The 19,004-nt window shown below is 54.2% G+C and carries 18 protein-coding genes; 13 read left to right on the top strand and 5 right to left on the bottom strand.

Translation table 11 applies throughout. The features are described 5' to 3' along the window. Positions 1-14: 14 nt before the first annotated feature. The 3 genes from KNP95_RS01410 to rnhC all read right to left on the bottom strand — a co-directional run bounded on the left by KNP95_RS01410 (position 15) and on the right by rnhC (position 3,161). On the bottom strand, positions 15-1,037 hold the full coding sequence (locus KNP95_RS01410; RefSeq protein WP_034796886.1) for a PTS sugar transporter subunit IIC: 1,023 nt from the start codon (positions 1,035-1,037) through the stop codon (positions 15-17). Between the two features lie 327 nt (positions 1,038-1,364). Next, complete coding sequence (locus KNP95_RS01405) at positions 1,365-2,177, bottom strand: alpha/beta fold hydrolase (RefSeq protein ID WP_021065650.1); 813 nt, start codon at positions 2,175-2,177, stop codon at positions 1,365-1,367. 72 nt (positions 2,178-2,249) lie between these two features. Continuing rightward, the gene (gene rnhC / locus KNP95_RS01400; RefSeq protein WP_021065651.1) at positions 2,250-3,161 is read right to left on the bottom strand and encodes a ribonuclease HIII; all 912 of its coding nucleotides are present in this window, start codon (positions 3,159-3,161) and stop codon (positions 2,250-2,252) included. Positions 3,162-3,284: 123 nt separating this feature from the next. On the opposite strand from rnhC, the gene KNP95_RS01395 reads away from it, so the two are divergent. From KNP95_RS01395 to KNP95_RS01365, 7 genes are all read left to right on the top strand, one after another. After that, positions 3,285-3,686 carry a hypothetical protein gene (locus tag KNP95_RS01395; protein ID WP_021065652.1) on the top strand — a complete coding sequence of 134 codons (402 nt, stop codon included), beginning with the start codon at positions 3,285-3,287 and terminating at the stop codon, positions 3,684-3,686. Beyond that, positions 3,686-4,207 (top strand): NfeD family membrane protein, encoded by a 522-nt coding sequence (locus tag KNP95_RS01390; RefSeq protein WP_021065653.1) that lies wholly within the window; start codon positions 3,686-3,688, stop codon positions 4,205-4,207. The genes KNP95_RS01395 and KNP95_RS01390 overlap by 1 nt, the downstream gene beginning before the upstream one ends. Positions 4,208-4,210: 3 nt before the next feature. Continuing rightward, positions 4,211-5,725: a flotillin lipid rafts scaffold protein FloT gene (locus tag KNP95_RS01385; protein WP_214835175.1), complete on the top strand. Its 1,515-nt coding sequence runs from the start codon at positions 4,211-4,213 to the stop codon at positions 5,723-5,725. Between the two features lie 143 nt (positions 5,726-5,868). Next, positions 5,869-6,840 (top strand): BMP family lipoprotein, encoded by a 972-nt coding sequence (locus KNP95_RS01380; RefSeq protein WP_214835174.1) that lies wholly within the window; start codon positions 5,869-5,871, stop codon positions 6,838-6,840. Continuing rightward, the gene (locus KNP95_RS01375) at positions 6,837-8,480 is read left to right on the top strand and encodes a methyl-accepting chemotaxis protein (RefSeq protein ID WP_021065656.1); all 1,644 of its coding nucleotides are present in this window, start codon (positions 6,837-6,839) and stop codon (positions 8,478-8,480) included. Before KNP95_RS01380 ends, KNP95_RS01375 begins: the two co-directional genes overlap by 4 nt. Before the next feature lie 155 nt (positions 8,481-8,635). Next, on the top strand, positions 8,636-9,205 hold the full coding sequence (locus KNP95_RS01370) for a helix-hairpin-helix domain-containing protein (RefSeq protein WP_214802767.1): 570 nt from the start codon (positions 8,636-8,638) through the stop codon (positions 9,203-9,205). A 1-nt stretch (position 9,206) separates the two neighbouring features. After that, positions 9,207-11,339 (top strand): ComEC/Rec2 family competence protein, encoded by a 2,133-nt coding sequence (locus KNP95_RS01365; protein WP_214835173.1) that lies wholly within the window; start codon positions 9,207-9,209, stop codon positions 11,337-11,339. A 59-nt stretch (positions 11,340-11,398) separates the two neighbouring features. Here the strand turns inward: KNP95_RS01365 and KNP95_RS01360 are convergent, their stop codons facing one another. Beyond that, the gene (locus tag KNP95_RS01360) at positions 11,399-11,563 is read right to left on the bottom strand and encodes a YqzM family protein (RefSeq protein ID WP_214835172.1); all 165 of its coding nucleotides are present in this window, start codon (positions 11,561-11,563) and stop codon (positions 11,399-11,401) included. 90 nt (positions 11,564-11,653) lie between these two features. On the opposite strand from KNP95_RS01360, the gene holA reads away from it, so the two are divergent. Next, positions 11,654-12,664 carry a DNA polymerase III subunit delta gene (gene holA, locus KNP95_RS01355; RefSeq protein ID WP_235045161.1) on the top strand — a complete coding sequence of 337 codons (1,011 nt, stop codon included), beginning with the start codon at positions 11,654-11,656 and terminating at the stop codon, positions 12,662-12,664. 9 nt (positions 12,665-12,673) lie between these two features. After that, on the top strand, positions 12,674-13,108 hold the full coding sequence (locus KNP95_RS01350) for a GNAT family N-acetyltransferase (protein WP_029595202.1): 435 nt from the start codon (positions 12,674-12,676) through the stop codon (positions 13,106-13,108). A gap of 30 nt (positions 13,109-13,138) precedes the next feature. Here the strand turns inward: KNP95_RS01350 and rpsT are convergent, their stop codons facing one another. Beyond that, on the bottom strand, positions 13,139-13,399 hold the full coding sequence (gene rpsT, locus KNP95_RS01345) for a 30S ribosomal protein S20 (RefSeq protein WP_021065661.1): 261 nt from the start codon (positions 13,397-13,399) through the stop codon (positions 13,139-13,141). 220 nt (positions 13,400-13,619) lie between these two features. Here rpsT and lepA point away from each other — a divergent pair, with 220 nt between their 5' ends. The 4 genes from lepA to KNP95_RS01325 all read left to right on the top strand — a co-directional run bounded on the left by lepA (position 13,620) and on the right by KNP95_RS01325 (position 18,959). Beyond that, positions 13,620-15,443, top strand: coding sequence for a translation elongation factor 4 (lepA, locus tag KNP95_RS01340; protein WP_021065662.1), 1,824 nt, complete (start codon positions 13,620-13,622; stop codon positions 15,441-15,443). Between the two features lie 101 nt (positions 15,444-15,544). Next, positions 15,545-16,621: a 3-phosphoserine/phosphohydroxythreonine transaminase gene (gene serC / locus KNP95_RS01335; RefSeq protein ID WP_214835171.1), complete on the top strand. Its 1,077-nt coding sequence runs from the start codon at positions 15,545-15,547 to the stop codon at positions 16,619-16,621. Further along, complete coding sequence (locus KNP95_RS01330; RefSeq protein ID WP_214835170.1) at positions 16,599-17,762, top strand: 3-phosphoglycerate dehydrogenase family protein; 1,164 nt, start codon at positions 16,599-16,601, stop codon at positions 17,760-17,762. The genes serC and KNP95_RS01330 overlap by 23 nt, the downstream gene beginning before the upstream one ends. Before the next feature lie 12 nt (positions 17,763-17,774). Continuing rightward, a complete protein-coding gene (locus KNP95_RS01325) occupies positions 17,775-18,959 on the top strand; it encodes a DUF1015 domain-containing protein (protein ID WP_214835169.1) in 1,185 nt (394 codons plus the stop codon). The last annotated feature ends 45 nt before the right edge of the window (positions 18,960-19,004 follow it).

Here is a 19,004-nt window from a genome sequence, read left to right as displayed (position 1 = left end):
CACCTTTTTTGAGTTTACTGGACTTCAAGAGCCAAGTCGCCGAACTTTGTCCAACCGACGAGGCATGTCACTTTATACAAGACGAGCGTGATGACGGCCGGAAGGACAACTCCCGTTCCAACGAAGATGAGGAACGCGTCCATTCCTTGCGCGGCAAGGATGTTGAGCGGCGCAATCAATGAGTTGAGCCCGAGTCCCGCGATTTCATAAGGGACTTCGAGTGAGAAGACGAGCGTCGCAATCGGCGCGCTGATCATCGCCGCGATGAAAGGCGGCATGACGACGCGAGGGTTTTTGACGACGTTCGGGAACTGGACTTTCGGTGTGACGAAGAACGAGGCGACCAAACCGCCTGGATCTGTTTGACGATATGCCATGAGCGTGAAGCCGACGAACTGGGCCGTACATCCGATCAACGCGGCGGCACTGGCGACCGGGTCGAGTTGAAGCGCGATGGCGAGTGCGGCCGACGAAGCAGGTGACATGAGCATGACACTAAATACGAGCGCGATGACGAGCGATGTCGCGATTGGAGACGTATTGACCGAAGCGGTGATGCTGGCGCTGATTGAGTTGATGAGCGGTGTCGTGACGGCTGCTGCGCCGACTCCGACGATGCCGCCTCCAAGGACAGCCGTGACCGGGACGACCATCATATCAAATTTCGTTTTCCCGAGGACACGTTTGCCTAACCAGACCGCAGCCGCTGCTGCAATCAAGGCGCTGATCGGTTGACCGGGCACGAGGACGAGCCCGCTCTCGGTCGCTTGGAGCGCCGCACCACCAACGGTTGCCGCAATCATCGAGCTGAACAAAATGAGCGTATTGCCGCCGAGCTGATAAGCGACACCGGCACCGAGTGCCGGGGCGAGCAATGATTTCGCGACTTGCCCGATCAAGACGAGTGTCTCGATGCCGGCCATCTTCCCAATCGTTTCAATTAAGAGTCCAACCCCGAGCGTGACGAGGACGGCGCTTGCCATTCCTGCTGATATTTTGATCATTCGGTCCATTGCGTACTGTTTCACTTCCATCATCTCCTCTATGTGTGTCAATCCAATAAAAAAACCTATCCGGATGGGATAGGCGCGTCGGTCATACCATGAGCGCCTCGTCCGAAACCATCGAAACAAGGGCCCAAAAATTCGTCTCGGTCATCGAGTCGATTTTCAGTCCCTCAGTCGAATAATAATCAGTAGGCCGTGTTGCGCATGGGTTTTCATCATTGCCAGCTCCTCCGTTTGTTAAGATTTGTCTAAGAGTAACACGATATTTTTCAATAATCAATATTTTCTGAAAATTAATTTGAAAAAAATTGAAAACCGCTCAAAAAGAAAGACGACCCAATGAAGGATCGTCTCGTATTAAGACGTGCTGGCTGCAAGTGAGCCAACTTGTTGATCGATGAATGCCATCGAGATTGAATTGAAATGATCGGGTTGGTCGACATTGACGACATGGCCCGAGTCAGTGACGACTTGGACACGAGCCGTCGGCTGATGTTTCGCAGTCCGTTCGACGGCTTCGAGGAACATGTAGTCCTCGTCACCCATAATATAGAGAATCGGTACGTTCGTCTCGATCGAAGAGAAATGACGAAGCAACGGATTCATATTCTCGGTCATCTTGAACCAGCGGATGAACTCGCGTTGACACAGGTTGGCCGCATCGCGGACGAACATCATGCGTGATTTCTTATGACGCTTCTTCGGTAATAAAATCCACGCGAACAGCTGATATAGCCACATGTACGGCACGAAGCTCTGTACGAGACTACCGAGGCGAATCAACAACGTCGAGCGGACGTTGAACTTGACGATGGCCCCGCCGAGCACGACTGAAGCGATTCGTTCCGGATGGTGCTCGAACATCGCTTGAATGACAATCGTCCCGAGCGATAGGCCGACCATGTGGCCTTTTTCAATCTGTAAGTGGTCCATGACCTCGACGACGTCTTCGACAACGACATCGAGCGTATACGCGTTCAGCGGTTGATTCAACGACTGTTCTGCGTTGTAAGAGCCGCCATGTCCGCGTAGGTCGAGCAGGAGCACGTTATATTTCTTTTTGAACGGCCGAATTTGACGATACCAATGCGACAGACTTCCACCCGCGCCATGGATGAAGATGACCCAAGGATGGTCGTCGCTTAATGTGTACGTTTTATAATGCAACATGAACGCTATCCTCCAAAAATTTTTAAGTTCATTAAACCCTAAAAATAATATACCATATCTACAAATGTAGGACTATCGTTTCAACTCGCTCAACCGGATTGCTTTTTTCGTGTTGGCGAAGTGAACTTTCGCGACCTCGTTCAAACGGGATTGACCATAACGAAGAATCAAATCGGCCGCGACTTGGTCGACTTTGGCGCCGGCGCCTTTCGGTAACGTGACCCCGAGTGTCGCACTTAACTTGTCCATTTCTTTTAAGAACAAGGCGCGAGCGAGAATCGAGGCGGCGGCCACGGCGACATGCAGTCCTTCCGCTTTCGTCGAGAAATAGACGTCGTCTTTGACGACTGCTTTTTCGGACCGAAGGTGGTTATAGTAGATGTTCTTTTCAGCGAACTGATCGATTAAAATGGCGTCCGGTGTCGCATCGAGCTTCTGTAATAAGGCCGACAAGGCGGCGTTATGGGCGACGGCCGTCATTTTGCCTTGCGTCATCGTCCGTTGCATTTTATTATACGCCGGATTGTGCAACGTCGCCTTCTGATAGGTGATGGTGACGTGCAAGTCTTTGGCGATTCGGACGATCTCTGTGTCCGACAGCAGTTTGGAGTCTTTGACCCCGAGCTCTTTGACGAGAGCGATTTTCTCTTTTGGCACGTAGGCGGCGACGACGACGAGCGGTCCGAAATAATCACCTTTTCCGACTTCGTCGCTCCCGATGACAGACCAGTCCGAAAAGCCTTCCGGCAGAACATTTTTCGGAACGCTCGGTTCTTTTTTAATGCTCGTTCCCCATTTGGCGGCTTCCGTGTCGGCATCACGTCCTTGGAACATGACTTTACCCGAATTGTAGACCGTAATCACACACTGAGGTGTTTTAGCACTGAATCGTGCGTGTGGCGGAGGATTGACTGAATGGGCCCGATAACTCGCGATGAGTTCCTCCTGGGCGGTAGCTGATAATTTAATGACTTGATTGCCCAATGTGAGCACTTCCTTTCTAACGCTAGCAAATCAATCTTACATTTTTTTTAGTTATTTTGAAACCAAAGTTTCGCTCTAAACGTATAGACAAGTGAGTAAAGAAAGAAGCGAGGTGAGTCGGAGATGTGGTGGCGCGATGACACGGATGAAGATGAGGCAGAATCTCTCTATAAACATATTCTCGAGCTAGAAGCTCGGATTGCAAAACTGATCGCCCATCAAGTCAGGGTGCGTCGCTTGCTCATGCAGGAATCGTCGGAAGCGGCGACCGAGCAAATCATTGCGTTACAAGCGGAAGTCGATCACTATTTGTCACTTCTGCGACAAGAACGGATGGAGGCGGTCGACCGCTATGATCGTTTACGTCTCGAGCAGACGTTAGGACGGGTCCGACAGTCGGTCAATCAACCGACCCGACCGTTGGCAGAGTGGGACACGATTGAACAGGCGCTCGCGCTCGAAGTCGAACATTTGCGCCGCGTCCTTTCGTACGAACGACAGCGTCGCGCCGAGGAGGAGTGGTAATGGAATCGTTAGATCAGCTGTATTGGTGGGTACTCATCATCGCGGGTCTCGGTACATTCGTGTACATGATTTTTTCAGATGCGTTCGATGTATTTGATGGTTGGTTCAATCCCGCCGTCATCTTATCCTTTTTAGCGCTCGGTGCGGGAATCGGATTGATTTTAAATGCGCTTGCCCACGTGTCGCCAATGATAGGGCTTGCCGTCGCCCTCGTCGGTTCATTCGCGCTCACGACGCTCCTGTACTTATTCGTCCTCTTGCCGCTATCGAACGCGGAAGAATCGATCGGAATGACCGATGAATCCCTCGTCGGCCTGATTGGTCGATTGACGGTCCCGGTCCCAGAAGGTGGGTTTGGCGAAGTGCTCGTCGAATCTGTAACGGGATCCGTACTAAAAACGGCCAAGAGTGTCGACGGAAAAGCCATCGATACGACACAACGCGTCGTCATCATCGAAGTCGAACGAAACATTGCGGTCGTCATGGAGTATGACGAACCGACAATCCGAAAGGAGTTTTAACGTATGAACACAGCTATTTTAGCCAGTATTATCGTCGGGGTGATTTTGCTCGCCTTAATTTTCGTCTTCGTGTTGAAGTATCGCACGGTCGGACCAGATGAGGCACTCATCGTTACCGGCAGCTACTTAGGGAAAAAGAACGTCCATAGCGACGCGTCAGGCAACCGTGTGAAGATTATCCGTGGGGGCGGAACGTTCGTCTTGCCGGTGTTCCAGCAGGCTGAACCACTCAGTCTTCTCTCGAGCAAGCTCGAAGTGACGACGCCGGAAGTGTATACCGAGCAAGGTGTACCGGTCATGGCGGACGGGACGGCCATCATCAAAATCGGCGGCTCGATCAGTGAGATTGCCACGGCGGCCGAACAATTCCTCGGCAAACCGAAAATCGAACGCGAGAACGAGGCGAAAGAAGTGCTCGAAGGTCACCTCCGTTCGATTCTCGGTTCAATGACAGTTGAAGAGATTTATAAGAACCGTGATAAGTTCTCACAAGAAGTGCAACGCGTTGCCTCACAAGACTTGGCCAAGATGGGGCTCGTTATCGTCTCGTTCACCATCAAAGATGTTCGTGACAAGAACGGCTATCTTGAATCACTCGGGAAGCCGCGAATCGCGCAAGTGAAACGAGATGCCGATATCGCCACGGCCGAAGCGGACAAAGAGACGCGCATCAAACAAGCAGAAGCGATGAAGGACGCGAAGAAAGCGGAACTCGAACGTGCTTCAGAAATCGCGGAAGCCGAGAAAGAGAACCAGCTTCGCATCGCAGCGTATCGCCGTGAACAAGACGTCGCCAAAGCCCGCGCCGACCAAGCGTATGAGCTCGAAGAAGCGAAAGCGAAGCAAGAAGTCACCGAGCAACAGATGCAGGTCCAAATCATCGAACGTCAAAAGCAAATCGAGCTCGAAGAGAAAGAGATCATGCGTCGTGAGAAACAGTACGATTCTGAAGTGAAGAAGAAAGCCGACGCCGACCGTTACGCAATCGAGCAGTCAGCCGAAGCCGACAAGGCACGTCAAATCGCCGCAGCCGACGCCGAGAAGTACCGCATCGAAGCGGAAGCGAAAGCCGACGCCGAACGGGTCCGCCTCGCCGGTGTGGCCGAGGCCGATTCGGAACGGGCCAAAGGGGAAGCCGAAGCCGACATTATCCGCTTGACGGGTCTCGCTGAAGCCGAAGCGAAACAAAAGATTGCCGAAGCGTTCGAGCAGTATGGTCAAGCCGCCATAATCGACATGGTCGTCAAGATGCTTCCGGATTATGCGAAACAAATCGCAGCACCGCTTGGCAATATCGACAAGATTACGGTCGTCGATACGGGCAGCGGCAAAGACGGCGGAGCCGGCAAAGTCACGGGTTACGCCACCGACTTGATGGCATCGCTGCAACAGACGCTCAAAGCGTCGTCAGGAATCGATATGAAAGATTTACTCGACAACTTTGCTGGAAAAGGCAACGTTCAGCCGAGTGCGAATCGCGAGTTGAGCGAGTCAACGTTCGCCGCGACGGAAGAATAAGTAGGGAGCCACAGACAAGTCATCGTCTGTGGCTTTTTTTGTTTCACTCAAATTCCCCTAAATTTGAAACGAAAGGCTTCAAACTCGATCGGTTTCTGACGATAAGTGAGATGTCAGACCATTAGAGAGAGGAAGTAGCGATTATGAAGAAATCACTCATCATCGGCTTGTTGGCCGCATGTGTGACTTGGTTGCCAGGTTGTCAGTCTGTGATTGACCAACCGGAAGCAACCGTTGAAACCCGTCAATCGATGGGCGTCGTCTTGTCTGATGTTGGTCTCGGGGACCAGTCATTCAGCGATGCGGCGATGCGCGGCATGGGACAACTCCGTGAGACGGGGGAATGGTTCGTCGATTACCGTGAGTTGGATGAGACGGAAACGTACAAGGCCGGGTTCGAACAGCTCGTCGCCGACGGACATGACGTCATCATCGGGCTCGGGTTCGCTTGTCAAGAGGACTTGGAAGCGGTAGCGGCCGAACATCCGGAGCAACAGTTCGCGTTGATCGATGCCGTATCGACGTTACCGAACGTCATGTCCGTGACGTTCAAAGAGACGGAAGGAAGTGCGCTAGCCGGTGCAGTCGCGGGGCTCGAGACGGAATCGAACAAAATCGGATTTATCGGGGGCGTCGACAACGAACTGATTCAAAAGTTTGGGACTGGCTTCGAACTCGGAGCGAAAAGTGTCAACGATGACGTGACGATGCTCGTCGACTATGCGAACGATTTTGCATCACCTGAAATCGGGCGCGAATTGGCAGAGAAACAGATTGAAGCCGGAGCGGACGTGTTATACGCCGCTGCAGGACTGACAGGGGTCGGAGTTCTAGAGGCGGCTGAGCGGAACGGTGTGAAGGCCATCGGGGTCGACAGTGATCAATCGATGATTGCACCGGACGCGGTCATCACGTCGATGTTGAAACAAGTTGATTTGGCCATCGTTGAAATCGCGAATCGACTCGAGAACGAGGCGTTCAATACCCACGTCGAACTCGGAATCGATCAAGGCGGTGTCGGTTTGGCCGCTCTTCGTCGTGTCCAGTGGGATGAAGAAGAGACAAAACAGTTTGAGGCGTTTCAGAAACAGTTGATGGAGGGGACGCTGAAATGAGTTTACGGAAACGGTTTATCTTTTCGACCGTGTTCACGGTCTTGTTGATTGTGTTGATGATGAGTTACGTTTTGACGACACTCAATCGTCTGCAGACGTACAATGAACAGTATGGGACGCAAATGATCGAGCTGTCACAGCTCGAGACGTCGCTCTTGCAAGAACAGTCACTTTGGACATCGCTCGGCGAGCAGATGAGTCAATCGACGCTGACGCAACTCGAGCGCATCCGGGCGACGAACGGAGAAACGTTTGCGATGCTCGAACAGACATATCTGATTCCGGAGTTCGCGACGCACCTTGAACGGGCGACAACGAAGTATGAACGGATTGAAGCTGAAGTGGAGACGGCCGAGGCCGGCGGAATTGCGGCCCGGATTCAAGCCGCCAAACTCGAAGGAGTATTGAACGATGTGAACACGCTCCTCTTGAAAAATGGTACGTTCTATGAGGCGCTACAGGCCGAGGCGGCGAGCGAGACGAAACGTCTCCTGCTCGTATCGGTATTGTTGACGGTCTTCGTCATCGGCGCACTCAGTGTCTATAACTTCTTCTTCGCCCGCTCGATCACCCATCCGCTCGAGCGAAACGTTGAGGCGGCGGAAGCAATCGCGGCCGGCCGGTTAATCACGTTGCCGGATTCGACGCGCCGTGATGAAATCGGACGGTTAGAGCGGGCCATGCAAGAGATGACGATGTCGCTCCAGACGGTCATCGGGTCCATTCGCGTCACTTCGATGAAAGTGAACGATATGACGGAGACAGCGGCCGCCGAGAACGAGGCCGTGGTCAGCACGACGTCGAACATCACGAATGCAGTCGATGAGATGGCGAACGGGGCGCAGTCGATTGCAACGGAACTGCAAGAGACGCTCGAATCGGTCGGCATCATGGCGACCTCGTTCGAGACGAGTTTGAACCAGACGAAGCAGACGACTGAACAGACGACCGAGATGACTCGTGAAGTCGCGGCCGGTATCGAGACGCTGACGGACCAGGAAGCGATTCTAGAGCGCTCTAGCGCGCGCAACGCATCACTCGTCAATCGGATGGATGACTTCGCCCGGAAGACCGAAGAGATTGAGAAAATGGCGAAACTCGTGGAAGACGTCGCCGCCCAGACGAACCTGCTCGCCTTGAACGCCGCCATCGAGGCTGCACGGGCTGGCGAGGCCGGACGAGGGTTTGCAGTCGTTGCCAGCGAAGTCAAGAAACTGGCTGAAGAAAGTAACGTGGCGACACGTTCGATTTTCGGAGTCGTCCAGACGATTCGCGATGAGGTCGCCCGCTTGACGGACATGGTCGAAGAGTCGAGTCGTGAGCAGACGGCACAGCTCGAGGCGTTCGGATTGACGAAGCAGGCGTTCAGTCGAATCCATGACCGGACCGATCACGTCGCCTCGTTCGTCGGGACGATCGAGCGCGAGATGGTCGCATCGAGCACGGAAGTCACGAACGTCTTGAAACGGGTCGAGGAAGTGAGCGGCGTGACCGAGGAACTCGCGGCGGGCAATGAAGAAGTCGCGGCCTCGATGAAAGAGCAACAAGCGAGCTTCGATCAAATTTTCGCCTTGATGCAGGAGTTAGAAGGGCAGGCCGCCGCACTCGCGAGCCAAGTCCAACATTTTGAAGAGAACTGAGACAAGTTTCGGCTTGTCTCTTTTTTGTCGTCTCGAAGCGGATGCGACACACGTCCATCAGGGTCATAAGCGCGTCAGAATCGTCAAAGGAGGAACGGGCGCACCGATGTCTATTTGCTCATACTAGAGGGGAGACTCACGCGAGGAGGAGACGTATGGAAAAGTGGAGACGGTATGTCGTCGTGCTGCTCGTCGGATTATTCATTGGGGTGGGCTATATGTTTTACTCGAAAGAACCGGAGACGCCGATGGTCGAACAGTTCGTGGCGACACCCAAGCCGGAAATCGAGCCGAGCGTCCCGACCGAAATCGTCGTCTATGTGACCGGGGCGGTCGAGGCGCCCGATATGTATACGATGCCACAAGGGGCCCGTGTCGGAGATGTGTTGTCTCTCGCCGTCTTGACGGACGAGGCTGATCCCGAACAATTGAATTTGGCCCAATTGCTCGTCGATGGGACGAAAGTGAGCGTCCCGAAAAAAGGGGAGACGGTCGTTGTGCCGGCCGCTGAAGAAGCGGGCGGGGGGACGAACGGGGTTCATGTCAACAGTGCGACGAAGGACGAATTGATGACCGTACCGGGCATCGGTCCGGCCAAAGCCGAGGCGATTCTCAATCATTTGAAACAGCATGGACCGTTCAAGTCATACGAAGAGATCGGCAACGTCAAAGGGTTCGGGGAGAAGACGTTAGAAAGTATGGAAGGTTATCTCTTGGTTCCATGACATGCCACTATATCCATTGTTGCCAATCAGCCTATTCATTGCCGGGATACACGGATCAGTCGCCCTCTGCCTCCTGTTGTCTGTCGCCATCGCCTTCACTTGGCGTGGTCAATCCGTCTATGCGCACATTGGTGCCGTCCTGCTCGTCCTGTTCGTGTTCGTGCGTCCTGACGCCGAGCCGTTGCCTGTGGACGGACCCTATCTGTTCGCCATCGAGAGCCGGCGGGACAATGGCCAATCGGGGCGGCTGTATGGACAAATCGACGGAAGGGAAGGTGTGTTGACCGGTCGTGACCTCTCGCTCGGTCGTCCCGGAGAGACGTGCCTCGTCACGTTCAAGCAGACCCCGTTCGCACCGTTGCGCAATACGGGTGGGTTCGACGAGGCGGCTTGGGCGTACGGGGCCGGACTTGCGTTTAAAGGGAGTGACGTCGCCATCGAGGCGTGTCGTCCGAGTGACGGCATGAGTGGACGGATGCTCCGTTGGAAGGAACGACAGCTCGCAAGAATCGAGACGACGTATCGGCCGGATGTGGCGCTTTATATGGAGGCGTTATTGTTCGGGGAGAGTCGGTTGCTCGATGAGGATACCTCGTTTTCTTACCGGGTGACCGGTCTGCTCCATCTGCTCGTCATCTCCGGGTCACATATCGCGCTCCTCGTGCTCGGATTGCGTTGGACGACGCGGCCGTTGCCGCTCCGACGAGAGACGAAGACAATGTTGATTCTCGTTGTGGTCACGTTGTTCGGATGGTTGACCGGGTTTTCGCCGCCAGTGGCGCGGGCCGTGCTCGTCGCCGACGTGTTGCTCGGGCTGTCACTGTTCGGTTACCGTGTCCGCGACCCGATTCGGTTGCTCAGTTGGTGCGCGGCGTTCTTGCTCGCGTTGCAACCGTACTTGCTATGGAATTTAGGGTTCCAGTTGACGGTTGCGATGACGTTGTTCTTGCTCGTGACTCGCCCGATTTGGACAGGACCGTTCGGGCTGGCCGTATATGCTCAATGGTTCGGGCTCATCTTGTTATGGCCCGTTCAACCGATTATATCGGTGTTAGCACCCGTGTATAACGTCGTCGGCGCTTTCTTAATTTCCTGGATCGTCATTCCGCTCGCCCTGTTCGCGTATATCGTGCCGACCGCTGAACCGCTCCTGCATCCGATCCTCGATGGCCTGAATGGGACGTTCGCCCTGCATCACGATTGGCGGCCTTGGCTTCCGCTGCATGAGTTTACGTTTTGGCACGCTCTTGGCCTCGCTGTCGTCCTGTGGGGCGGATTGATGCTCCTTGAGTGGAAACGATGGAGCGGTTGGGGGCTTGCCGTGATTGCGCTCTTGCTCATGCATGGCGTCCTTGAATGGGTCGAAGAGCCGCGCGTCACGTTTTTAGACGTCGGACAAGGCGATGCCGTCGTCGTCGAGTACGGCGAGGTCACGGGAGTCATCGATGTCGGCGGAGTGTTTCAAGACCCGAAAGAATCGAAACGGTCCACCTATGACCCGGGAGCGGACGTCGTCGCCCCGTACATATGGAAGCGAGGGGAGACGCGCCTCGACTTCTTATTGCTTACCCATGCCGATCATGATCACGTCGGCGGACTGTCCGGTTTGCTCTCGTCCATCGAAGTCGATGAGGTGTGGCTCTCGGCGGAAGTAGCGGATCAAGGCAAACGAGACGAGTTACTGGCCGAGCTGGCGGCCTATCAAGTCCCGGTCCGGCTCCTGTCGAGCGGGGACAGGCCGTACCCGTGGATGCAGGTCGTCGCACCGAATGAGGCGGGCGAGGACGAGAACGCGAACTCGGTGTCGCTGTTCATGCAGGTCGGGGCGCTCACGTATTTATTGACAGGGGATTTGCCGGACGCGCGGGAAGATAGGATTCCGACCGTTGACGTCGATGTGTTCAAACTAGGGCATCATGGGTCGAACACATCGTCAAGTGAGGCGCTGTTGAACCGAATCAATCCGGAATGGATCATCATCAGTGTCGGAAGGAACAATCGTTACGGACATCCGCATCTTGAGACGCTGCAACGTCTCGAGGGAAAGCGGGTATTACGGACGGACGAGGACGGGATGGTCGTCTGTGAACGAAATCGGTGTCGCGGGATTGTGACGAAGGCAGTACCGCCATGAAAAACTATGATAAACTAAAAAAGCGATTGCTCCCCCGGGGCAATCGCTTTCTGACTGACTTATAAGCTCAAAAACTTGATGAGGACACCAATCGCGAAGATGGTGAAGAAAAAGCTGAACGGGACGATGAAGCCGATTGCTGAATCGATGGCATCGTTACGTTTGCACTGTACGTCGTTCTCGAACGGGTTTTCGCTTTGTGGGCGAACAGAGTTAATATGCATAGTGAGTCCCTCCTTGAAATGGTTCCGTCCTAAGTATAGCGAATCAGTGAAGGATAATCTATGTTTAGATAAGAATAAATTGTGAAAGTGGTGTGTGTTTTGAATGAACCGTGGCTGCATAACGGAAAGTTGTCGAACGTGTACGTCCTGTTTGGGACAGAAAAATATTTGCTAGAGACGTGGGAGCGGGCCATCATCAAAGCGGCCAACCCATCTGGTGACCACTTTGATGTCATGCAGCTCGACTTGCACGAGACGTCACTCGACACGGCGCTCGATGAGGCGGAGACGGTACCGTTCTTTAGCGAGTATCGGACCGTCATCGTCAAACAAGCGCAGTTCTTGACGGGGGCAAAAGAGAAGCAAAAGCAAAACGTCGAGCGATTGACCGAATACGCGTTACAACCAGCGCCTTATTCCGTACTCGTCTTTATTATCGAAGCGGAGAAGCTCGACGAACGGAAAAAAGTCGTCAAGCGCTTAAAAGAGCGGGCCATCGTGCTCGAAGCGAAAAAACCGAGCCAGTCGGAGCTGATGCGCTACGTCGGCGACGAGCTGAACCGGCGCGGCCAAAAAATGGAGCGGGCGACCGTCGAACGGCTGTTGTTCCTCTGTCAGGATGATTGGGGCAAACTCGTCCGCGAGCTCGAGAAGTTGCAACTGTACGCGAGTGAAGGGGCAGAGATTCCGATTGATATCGTCAACGATCTCGTCCCGCGGACACTCGAAGACAACGTGTTCCAACTGTCCGAATTCTTAGTGGCCCGTCGTGCGGATGCGGCGCTTCGGCTCGTCCGTGATTTAGAGAAGCAAGGTCAAGAGCTGATCGGTTTGTTAGCACTCCTCGCGCGACAGTACCGGAATATGTATCTCGCGAAACAGCTGACGGAGAAGGGGTATGGCGAGAAGCAAATCGCCTCGAAAATCGGGGCGCATCCGTATACGGTGAAACTGGCCTCGCAAGCGAGCCGGAATTTCTCCGAGGCTCAGCTCGGACGGGCACTGACATTGATTGCCGACGCGGATGAGGCAATGAAGACGGGACGGGGTGACAAGCAGATCGTGTTTGATACGCTCGTCTGCCAATTGACATTACTGTGAGGTGAGGACATGGGGTTACAGGAAGTAGGGTTAGAAGCGGTGATTCCGCTTCGGCATGAAGTGTTGCGGCCCGGTTTGCCGGTGGAGACGTGTTATTTTGAAGGGGATGACGCGGAGACGACGCGTCACTTCGCCTGGGTCGAAGATGGACGTGTCGTGTCCATCGCGACCGTGATGGAAGTGGGGCGTGACTTCGATGGTCAGACGGTGCCGTACCAACTCAGAGGGATGGCGACTGACCCGACATCTACTGGTCAAGGGATTGGCTCGTCGTTTTTACAGGCGTTGCATGAAGCGGTCAATGAGTCGTGGTGGTGCAACGCCCGAGAAGTGGCAGTCCGTTTTTATGAGCGGAACGGGCTAGTCGTCGTGGGCGAACCGTTCGAGATTCCTGAAATCGGGACCCATTACGTCATGCGAACCCAAAAAACAGCCGGCTCCTAATGGAGGCGGCTGTTTCGTTTTAGTCTCTAATTAGAGAGCTGCGATGCGAGCTGCAAGACGTGATTTGTCACGGCCAGCTTTGTTTTGGTGGATAAGACCTTTTGCTGCAGCTTTGTCGATTTTCTTCGTAGCGAGGACGAAAGCTTCTTGAGCAGCTTCTTTGTTTCCTTCGAGTACGAGAGCGTCAACACGTTTCACTGCTGTACGCATTGCTGCTTTCTCTTGCGAGTTCGCGACGCGACGCTTTTCAGAAGTTTTTGCACGTTTGATTGCTGATTTGATGTTTGCCATTGTTTTGTCACCCCCTGAAACAAGAAAGTGTATGTTCTTATTACTTCAAGTAATCATTCAACAGAACAAGCACAATTGTAGCAAACGCTTATTCGAAAAGCAACCACTTGATGATTATTCTGAAAACTATATGTGGTATTGTTGAAGTAGGTCGTACACATTAACTTAGGATTTTGATATAATGACACGGTATGCATGAGAAGGATAGGTGAACCCATATATGAACAAACAAGAATTAGAGAATCGTCAGAAGAAGATTCGGAACTTTTCCATCATCGCTCACATCGATCATGGGAAGTCGACGCTCGCTGACCGGATTCTCGAGAGAACTGGTGCGCTCACGGCGCGTGAAATGAAAGAACAGACGCTCGATGCGATGGATCTCGAACGGGAACGTGGGATTACAATCAAGTTGAACGCCGTTAAATTGAACTATACCGCAAAAGACGGAGAAGAGTACATCCTTCACTTGATCGATACACCGGGACACGTCGACTTCACGTATGAAGTGTCACGTTCACTCGCAGCATGTGAAGGGGCTGTCCTCGTCGTCGATGCGGCGCAAGGCATCGAGGCCCAGACGCTCGCGAACGTTTATCTCGCGCTTGATAACGACCTTGAAATCATCCCGGTCATCAACAAGATCGACTTGCCGTCTGCGGACGTCGAACGCGTCCGTCAAGAGATTGAGGACGTCATCGGTTTGGATGCGAGTGATGCCGTACCGGCTTCGGCCAAAGCGGGAATCGGGATTGAAGAGATTCTCGAACAGATCGTCGAACTCGTCCCAGCACCGACGGGAGATCCGTCAGCGCCACTTCAGGCGTTGATTTTCGACTCGTATTATGACGCTTATCGCGGCGTCGTCGCTTCGATTCGAATCGTTAACGGTTCGGTCAAAGTCGGAGACAAGGTACAAATGATGTCGACGGGCAAATCGTTTGAAGTCACGGACCTCGGCGTCTCGACACCGAAACCGTTATCGGTGAAAGAATTGAATGTCGGCGACGTTGGGACGCTCTCGGCGTCGATTAAAACGGTCGGCGACGTTCGTGTCGGTGATACGATCACACTCGCCAAAAACCCTTCGACGGAACAACTCCCGGGTTACCGGAAGATGAACCCGATGGTATACTGCGGTCTCTATCCGATTGACGCGGCGAAGTACAACGATTTGCGTGAAGCACTTGAACGGCTTCAGTTGTCGGACGCGGCGCTCGAGTTCGAGCCGGAGACGTCACAGGCACTCGGATTCGGATTCCGGAGCGGATTCCTCGGCATGCTCCACATGGAAATCATTCAAGAGCGAATCGAGCGTGAATTCGGCATTGATTTGATTACGACGGCACCGTCGGTTATCTATCACGTCACGACGACAGCAGGGGACGTCATCCACGTCGACAACCCGTCGAAGATGCCAGAACAGCAAAAAGTTGAATTGATTGAAGAGCCATACGTCAAAGCGGCCATCATGACACCGAACGATTATGTCGGTGCCATCATGGAGCTCTGTCAGAAGAAACGCGGTAGCTTCATCGATATGCAGTATATCGACACGACCCGCGTCAAAATCACGTACGACATCCCGCTCAGTGAGATCGTCTACGACTTCTTCGACCAGTTGAAGTCGAGCACGAAAGGCTATGCGTCGCTCGATTACGACTTGATCGGCTATCGTCCGTCGCGACTCGTCAAGATGGATATCCTCCTCAACAACGAGCTCGTCGATGCCTTGAGCTTCATCGTGCACCGTGATTTCGCCTACGAACGTGGGAAGGTCATCGTCGAGAAGCTGAAAGCACTCATCCCGCGGATGCAGTTCGAAGTGCCGATTCAAGCAGCAGTCGGAACGAAGATTGTGGCCCGCTCGACAATCAAGGCACTCCGTAAGAACGTCCTCGCCAAATGTTACGGTGGTGACATCTCGCGGAAACGTAAATTGCTCGAGAAGCAAAAAGAAGGTAAAAAGCGCATGAAGATGGTTGGTTCCGTCGAAGTGCCACAAGAAGCATTCATGTCCGTCTTGTCGATGGACGAAGAATAATCGTTCGCCCTTATCTCCGGATAAGGGCGATTTTTGTCATTTGGCAGGATTCGGCACGTCAGGCACGGAATAGTACGTACTTACAGAGAAATAGAGGAGGAGTGGCGGTGATCTATAATTTTTCAGCCGGGCCGGGCGTCTTGCCGGAACCGGTCTTACGTGAAGTGCAAGCCGAGTTTCTTTCCTATAAACAAGGGGTGTCCATCGTCGAAATGAGTCACCGTTCCGACACGTTCGCCACAATCGTCGAGCAGCTCGAGGCGAGACTGCGGCGATTGATGCAGATTCCTGACGACTATGCCGTCCTGTTTCTACAAGGCGGTGCCACCCTACAATTCTCGATGGTGCCGATGAACCTGCGCGAGTCGGGGCGCTTCGCCTATCTCGACAGCGGGATTTGGTCGAAAAAAGCGATTGCTGATGCGAAACACTACGGTGACGTCGTCGTCGCCGGCAGTTCGGCAGCGGTCAAGTATCGAGACCTTCCCGCATGGCCAGAGACGATTTCAGACGTCGACTATCTTCATGTGACGTTGAACAACACGATTGAAGGGACGCGCTATACGAAACTGCCGGACACGGACGTCCCGATCGTCGCCGACGTCTCGTCGAACATCTTGGCGGAAACGATTGACGTCAAGCGCTATGGGCTATTATATGCCGGTGCCCAAAAAAATATCGGGCCGGCCGGATTGACGCTCGTCATCATCCGTCGCGATTTGATTGTCGACCGTGACTTGCCGTCATACCTCGCGTACAGCAAGCACGTCGATACGCTGCTCAACACTCCATCGACGTTCAGTCTATACGTCGCCGAGCGCGTGCTCGCCTGGGTCGAGGGAGAAGGCGGGGTCGAGGCGATGGAACGTCGCAACGTCGAGAAGAGTGGTCTATTTTACGACGCCTTGGATGCATCGCCAATGTTTCATGCCGTCGTCTCGGGCAAGCAGCGGTCGCTGACGAACATCCCGTTCACGACCGGGGATGCCGAGACGGACCGGGCGTTTCAACGATTCGCCGAGGCACGCGGATTAATCGAGCTCGGGGGTCACCGTTCGGTCGGCGGCCTGCGAGCCAGTCTATACAACGCGATGCCGCTCGAAGGCGTGAAGCGTCTCATCGATGTGATGCATGAGTTTGAACAGGAGGGACAAGATGTTTCATATAAAAACGTATAATCAAATCGCAGAAGACGGGTTACGGCGTTTCGAGCCGAGCGAGTATGCCGTAAATGACGCCGAACAAGCGGACGCCTGGGTCATTCGGAGCCATGACGTCCATCAGGCGGACATCCCGCCTTACTTGCTCGCCATCGCCCGGGCCGGTGCCGGCGTGAACAACATCCCGCTCGACCGGCTCGCCCGTCAAGGGGTCGTCGTGTTCCATACGCCGGGCGCGAATGCGAACGCGGTCAAAGAACTCGTGCTCGCCAGCATGCTGTTATCGGTCCGTCCGATTTTGGAAGGGGCGAACTGGGTCAACGATCACACGTTTGCCGATCAGACATCGCTCGAAGAAGCGATGGAACAACAGAAACGGCGTTTCGTCGGTTCCGAACTGCGAGGCAAGCGCGTCGGCATCGTCGGTCTCGGTGCAATCGGGGCGTCGCTCGCGAACGATTTGCTCCATCTCGGCATCGACGTCATCGGGTACGACCCGCACTTATCGGTCGACGGGGCCTGGAATATCTCACAACAAGTGAAACGGGCGAATCAGTTGAGCGAGTTGCTCGCCGACGTCGACATCCTGACGATTCATATGCCGCTTACGGATGACACGCGCCACATGATTGATGCGACATGGTTCAAGCAGATGAAACCGGGCGCCACCGTTTTGAATTTCGCGAGGGGTGAACTCGTGAATGACGCCGATTTGTTAGAAGCGCTCGATGACAACGTGGCGACATACATCACCGACTTCCCGAAACAAGTGCTGCTCGGACATCCGCAAGTCGTCGCGTTCCCGCACCTCGGCGCATCGACCCACGAGTCTGAGGTGAACTGTGCAATCCAAGCCGTCGATACGCTCAAACTGTATCTCGAGACCGGTAGTATCCGAAACTCGGCCAATTTCCCGAACACGGAACTCCCTTACGTCGGCAAGCGGCGTTTGGCCGTGCTCCATTTGAACGTCCCGAACATGGTCGGTCAAATCGCCAGCCGGCTCGCCGAGAACGGAATCAATATAGATAACATGGTCAACCGGAGCCGCAACGACGTGGCCTATACGTTGATCGACATCGACAACCATAAACACGAGACGCTATCTGTGCACGCCCTGTACGACATCGAGGGCGTCATGCGCGTCCGCGAATTTTAAGGAGGAATGATCATGGTCGTATTCAAACCGTTTGCCCCATACATGCCAACCCATCCCGAGAACGTCGCAGCCGACCCGTACGATATCGTCAGCGTCGAACAAGCACGTGAAGACGTCAAACTGCGTCCCGACTCGTTCCTTGCGGTCGATAAACCAGAAGTGTTCACAGCGGACATGCCGCTCGAGGCGTGGGGACAACGAGCCCGTCATGAGCTCGAACGGCTTTATAAGAGCGAGTTGACCGAACGGACCCACGGGTTTTATGTTTACCGACTCATCGATCAAGGGCGTGTCCAGACAGGGCTCGTCGCCACATTCTCGGTGACCGATTATGAGGCCGGTCGCATCAAGATTCATGAGCACACCCGTGCCGCGAAAGAACGCGAACGCGTCGAGCACGTATCGGCGACGAAAGCGCACACGGGTCCGATTTTGATGAGCCACGCGCCGGACGAAGGGTTGCGTCGCATCTTGGACGACGCGACGACAGGAGAGGCGTTGTTTGCCTTCACGGACAGTGAAGGTGTCATCCATGAAGGCTATGCCGTGCCATCCAAGCATCAAGCACGCGTCATCATGCTCGGGGCCAGCATTCCGGCCATCTATATCGCCGATGGGCATCACCGGGCCAAAGCCGCAGCCGTCGTCGCACGGAGCCCGATTCATGAAGGGGAATCGAAACAAGAGCGGGACCACTTCCTCGGCGTCTTGTTCCCGAGCGATGAGCTGACGATTTTGCCATATCACCGGATCTTGAATCAAGTGGACACAGAAGAAGTGATGGTGCTGCTCGAAAGTCTGGATTTATCGTATGACCTCGAGTCGGTCCCTGCCTTGTATGTCCCGAACGAGCGGGGCACGTTCGGTTTGTCTTACCGGGGCGAGCATTTCATGCTCAAAAAACTGCAGACGACGACGTCGCTCGACGTCGCGACGCTGCAACGGGATGTGCTCGAACCGTATTTTCACGTCACGGACGTTCGCACCGATCACCGAATCGATTTCATCGGCGGCAAGGACGCACCGAAACGTCTCGCCGACTTGGCTGAACGTGATGACGTCGTCGTATTGACGTGTCATGCCACGGCGATGGAAGAGCTGATGCGCGTCGCCGACGAGAACGGTCAAATGCCGCCAAAATCGACGTGGTTCGAACCGAAACTGAAGAGCGGTCTGTTCATTCATCGGTTCGATTGAACGTGCAGAGTGGCGTCTCGGCGTGAAAAGCGTTATAAATGGAAG

This window comes from Exiguobacterium sp. s36 (assembly GCF_018618345.1).
GTDB lineage: Bacteria > Bacillota > Bacilli > Exiguobacteriales > Exiguobacteriaceae > Exiguobacterium > Exiguobacterium chiriqhucha.
This window is presented reverse-complemented; position numbering and strand designations above follow the sequence as displayed.

What these genes read in the sequence shown, in the direction of transcription:
- KNP95_RS01390 (WP_021065653.1), top strand. Translation starts at nt 3,686, where the DNA reads ATGGAATCGTTAGATCAGCTGTATTGGTGGGTACTCATCATCGCGGGT.
- lepA (WP_021065662.1), top strand. Translation starts at nt 13,620, where the DNA reads ATGAACAAACAAGAATTAGAGAATCGTCAGAAGAAGATTCGGAACTTT.
- KNP95_RS01360 (WP_214835172.1), bottom strand. Translation starts at nt 11,563, where the DNA reads ATGCATATTAACTCTGTTCGCCCACAAAGCGAAAACCCGTTCGAGAAC.
- KNP95_RS01380 (WP_214835174.1), top strand. Translation starts at nt 5,869, where the DNA reads ATGAAGAAATCACTCATCATCGGCTTGTTGGCCGCATGTGTGACTTGG.
- KNP95_RS01330 (WP_214835170.1), top strand. Translation starts at nt 16,599, where the DNA reads ATGTTTCATATAAAAACGTATAATCAAATCGCAGAAGACGGGTTACGG.
- KNP95_RS01365 (WP_214835173.1), top strand. Translation starts at nt 9,207, where the DNA reads ATGCCACTATATCCATTGTTGCCAATCAGCCTATTCATTGCCGGGATA.
- KNP95_RS01375 (WP_021065656.1), top strand. Translation starts at nt 6,837, where the DNA reads ATGAGTTTACGGAAACGGTTTATCTTTTCGACCGTGTTCACGGTCTTG.
- KNP95_RS01385 (WP_214835175.1), top strand. Translation starts at nt 4,211, where the DNA reads ATGAACACAGCTATTTTAGCCAGTATTATCGTCGGGGTGATTTTGCTC.
- KNP95_RS01350 (WP_029595202.1), top strand. Translation starts at nt 12,674, where the DNA reads ATGGGGTTACAGGAAGTAGGGTTAGAAGCGGTGATTCCGCTTCGGCAT.
- rpsT (WP_021065661.1), bottom strand. Translation starts at nt 13,399, where the DNA reads ATGGCAAACATCAAATCAGCAATCAAACGTGCAAAAACTTCTGAAAAG.
- KNP95_RS01405 (WP_021065650.1), bottom strand. Translation starts at nt 2,177, where the DNA reads ATGTTGCATTATAAAACGTACACATTAAGCGACGACCATCCTTGGGTC.
- KNP95_RS01410 (WP_034796886.1), bottom strand. Translation starts at nt 1,037, where the DNA reads ATGATGGAAGTGAAACAGTACGCAATGGACCGAATGATCAAAATATCA.
- KNP95_RS01395 (WP_021065652.1), top strand. Translation starts at nt 3,285, where the DNA reads ATGTGGTGGCGCGATGACACGGATGAAGATGAGGCAGAATCTCTCTAT.
- KNP95_RS01325 (WP_214835169.1), top strand. Translation starts at nt 17,775, where the DNA reads ATGGTCGTATTCAAACCGTTTGCCCCATACATGCCAACCCATCCCGAG.
- KNP95_RS01370 (WP_214802767.1), top strand. Translation starts at nt 8,636, where the DNA reads ATGGAAAAGTGGAGACGGTATGTCGTCGTGCTGCTCGTCGGATTATTC.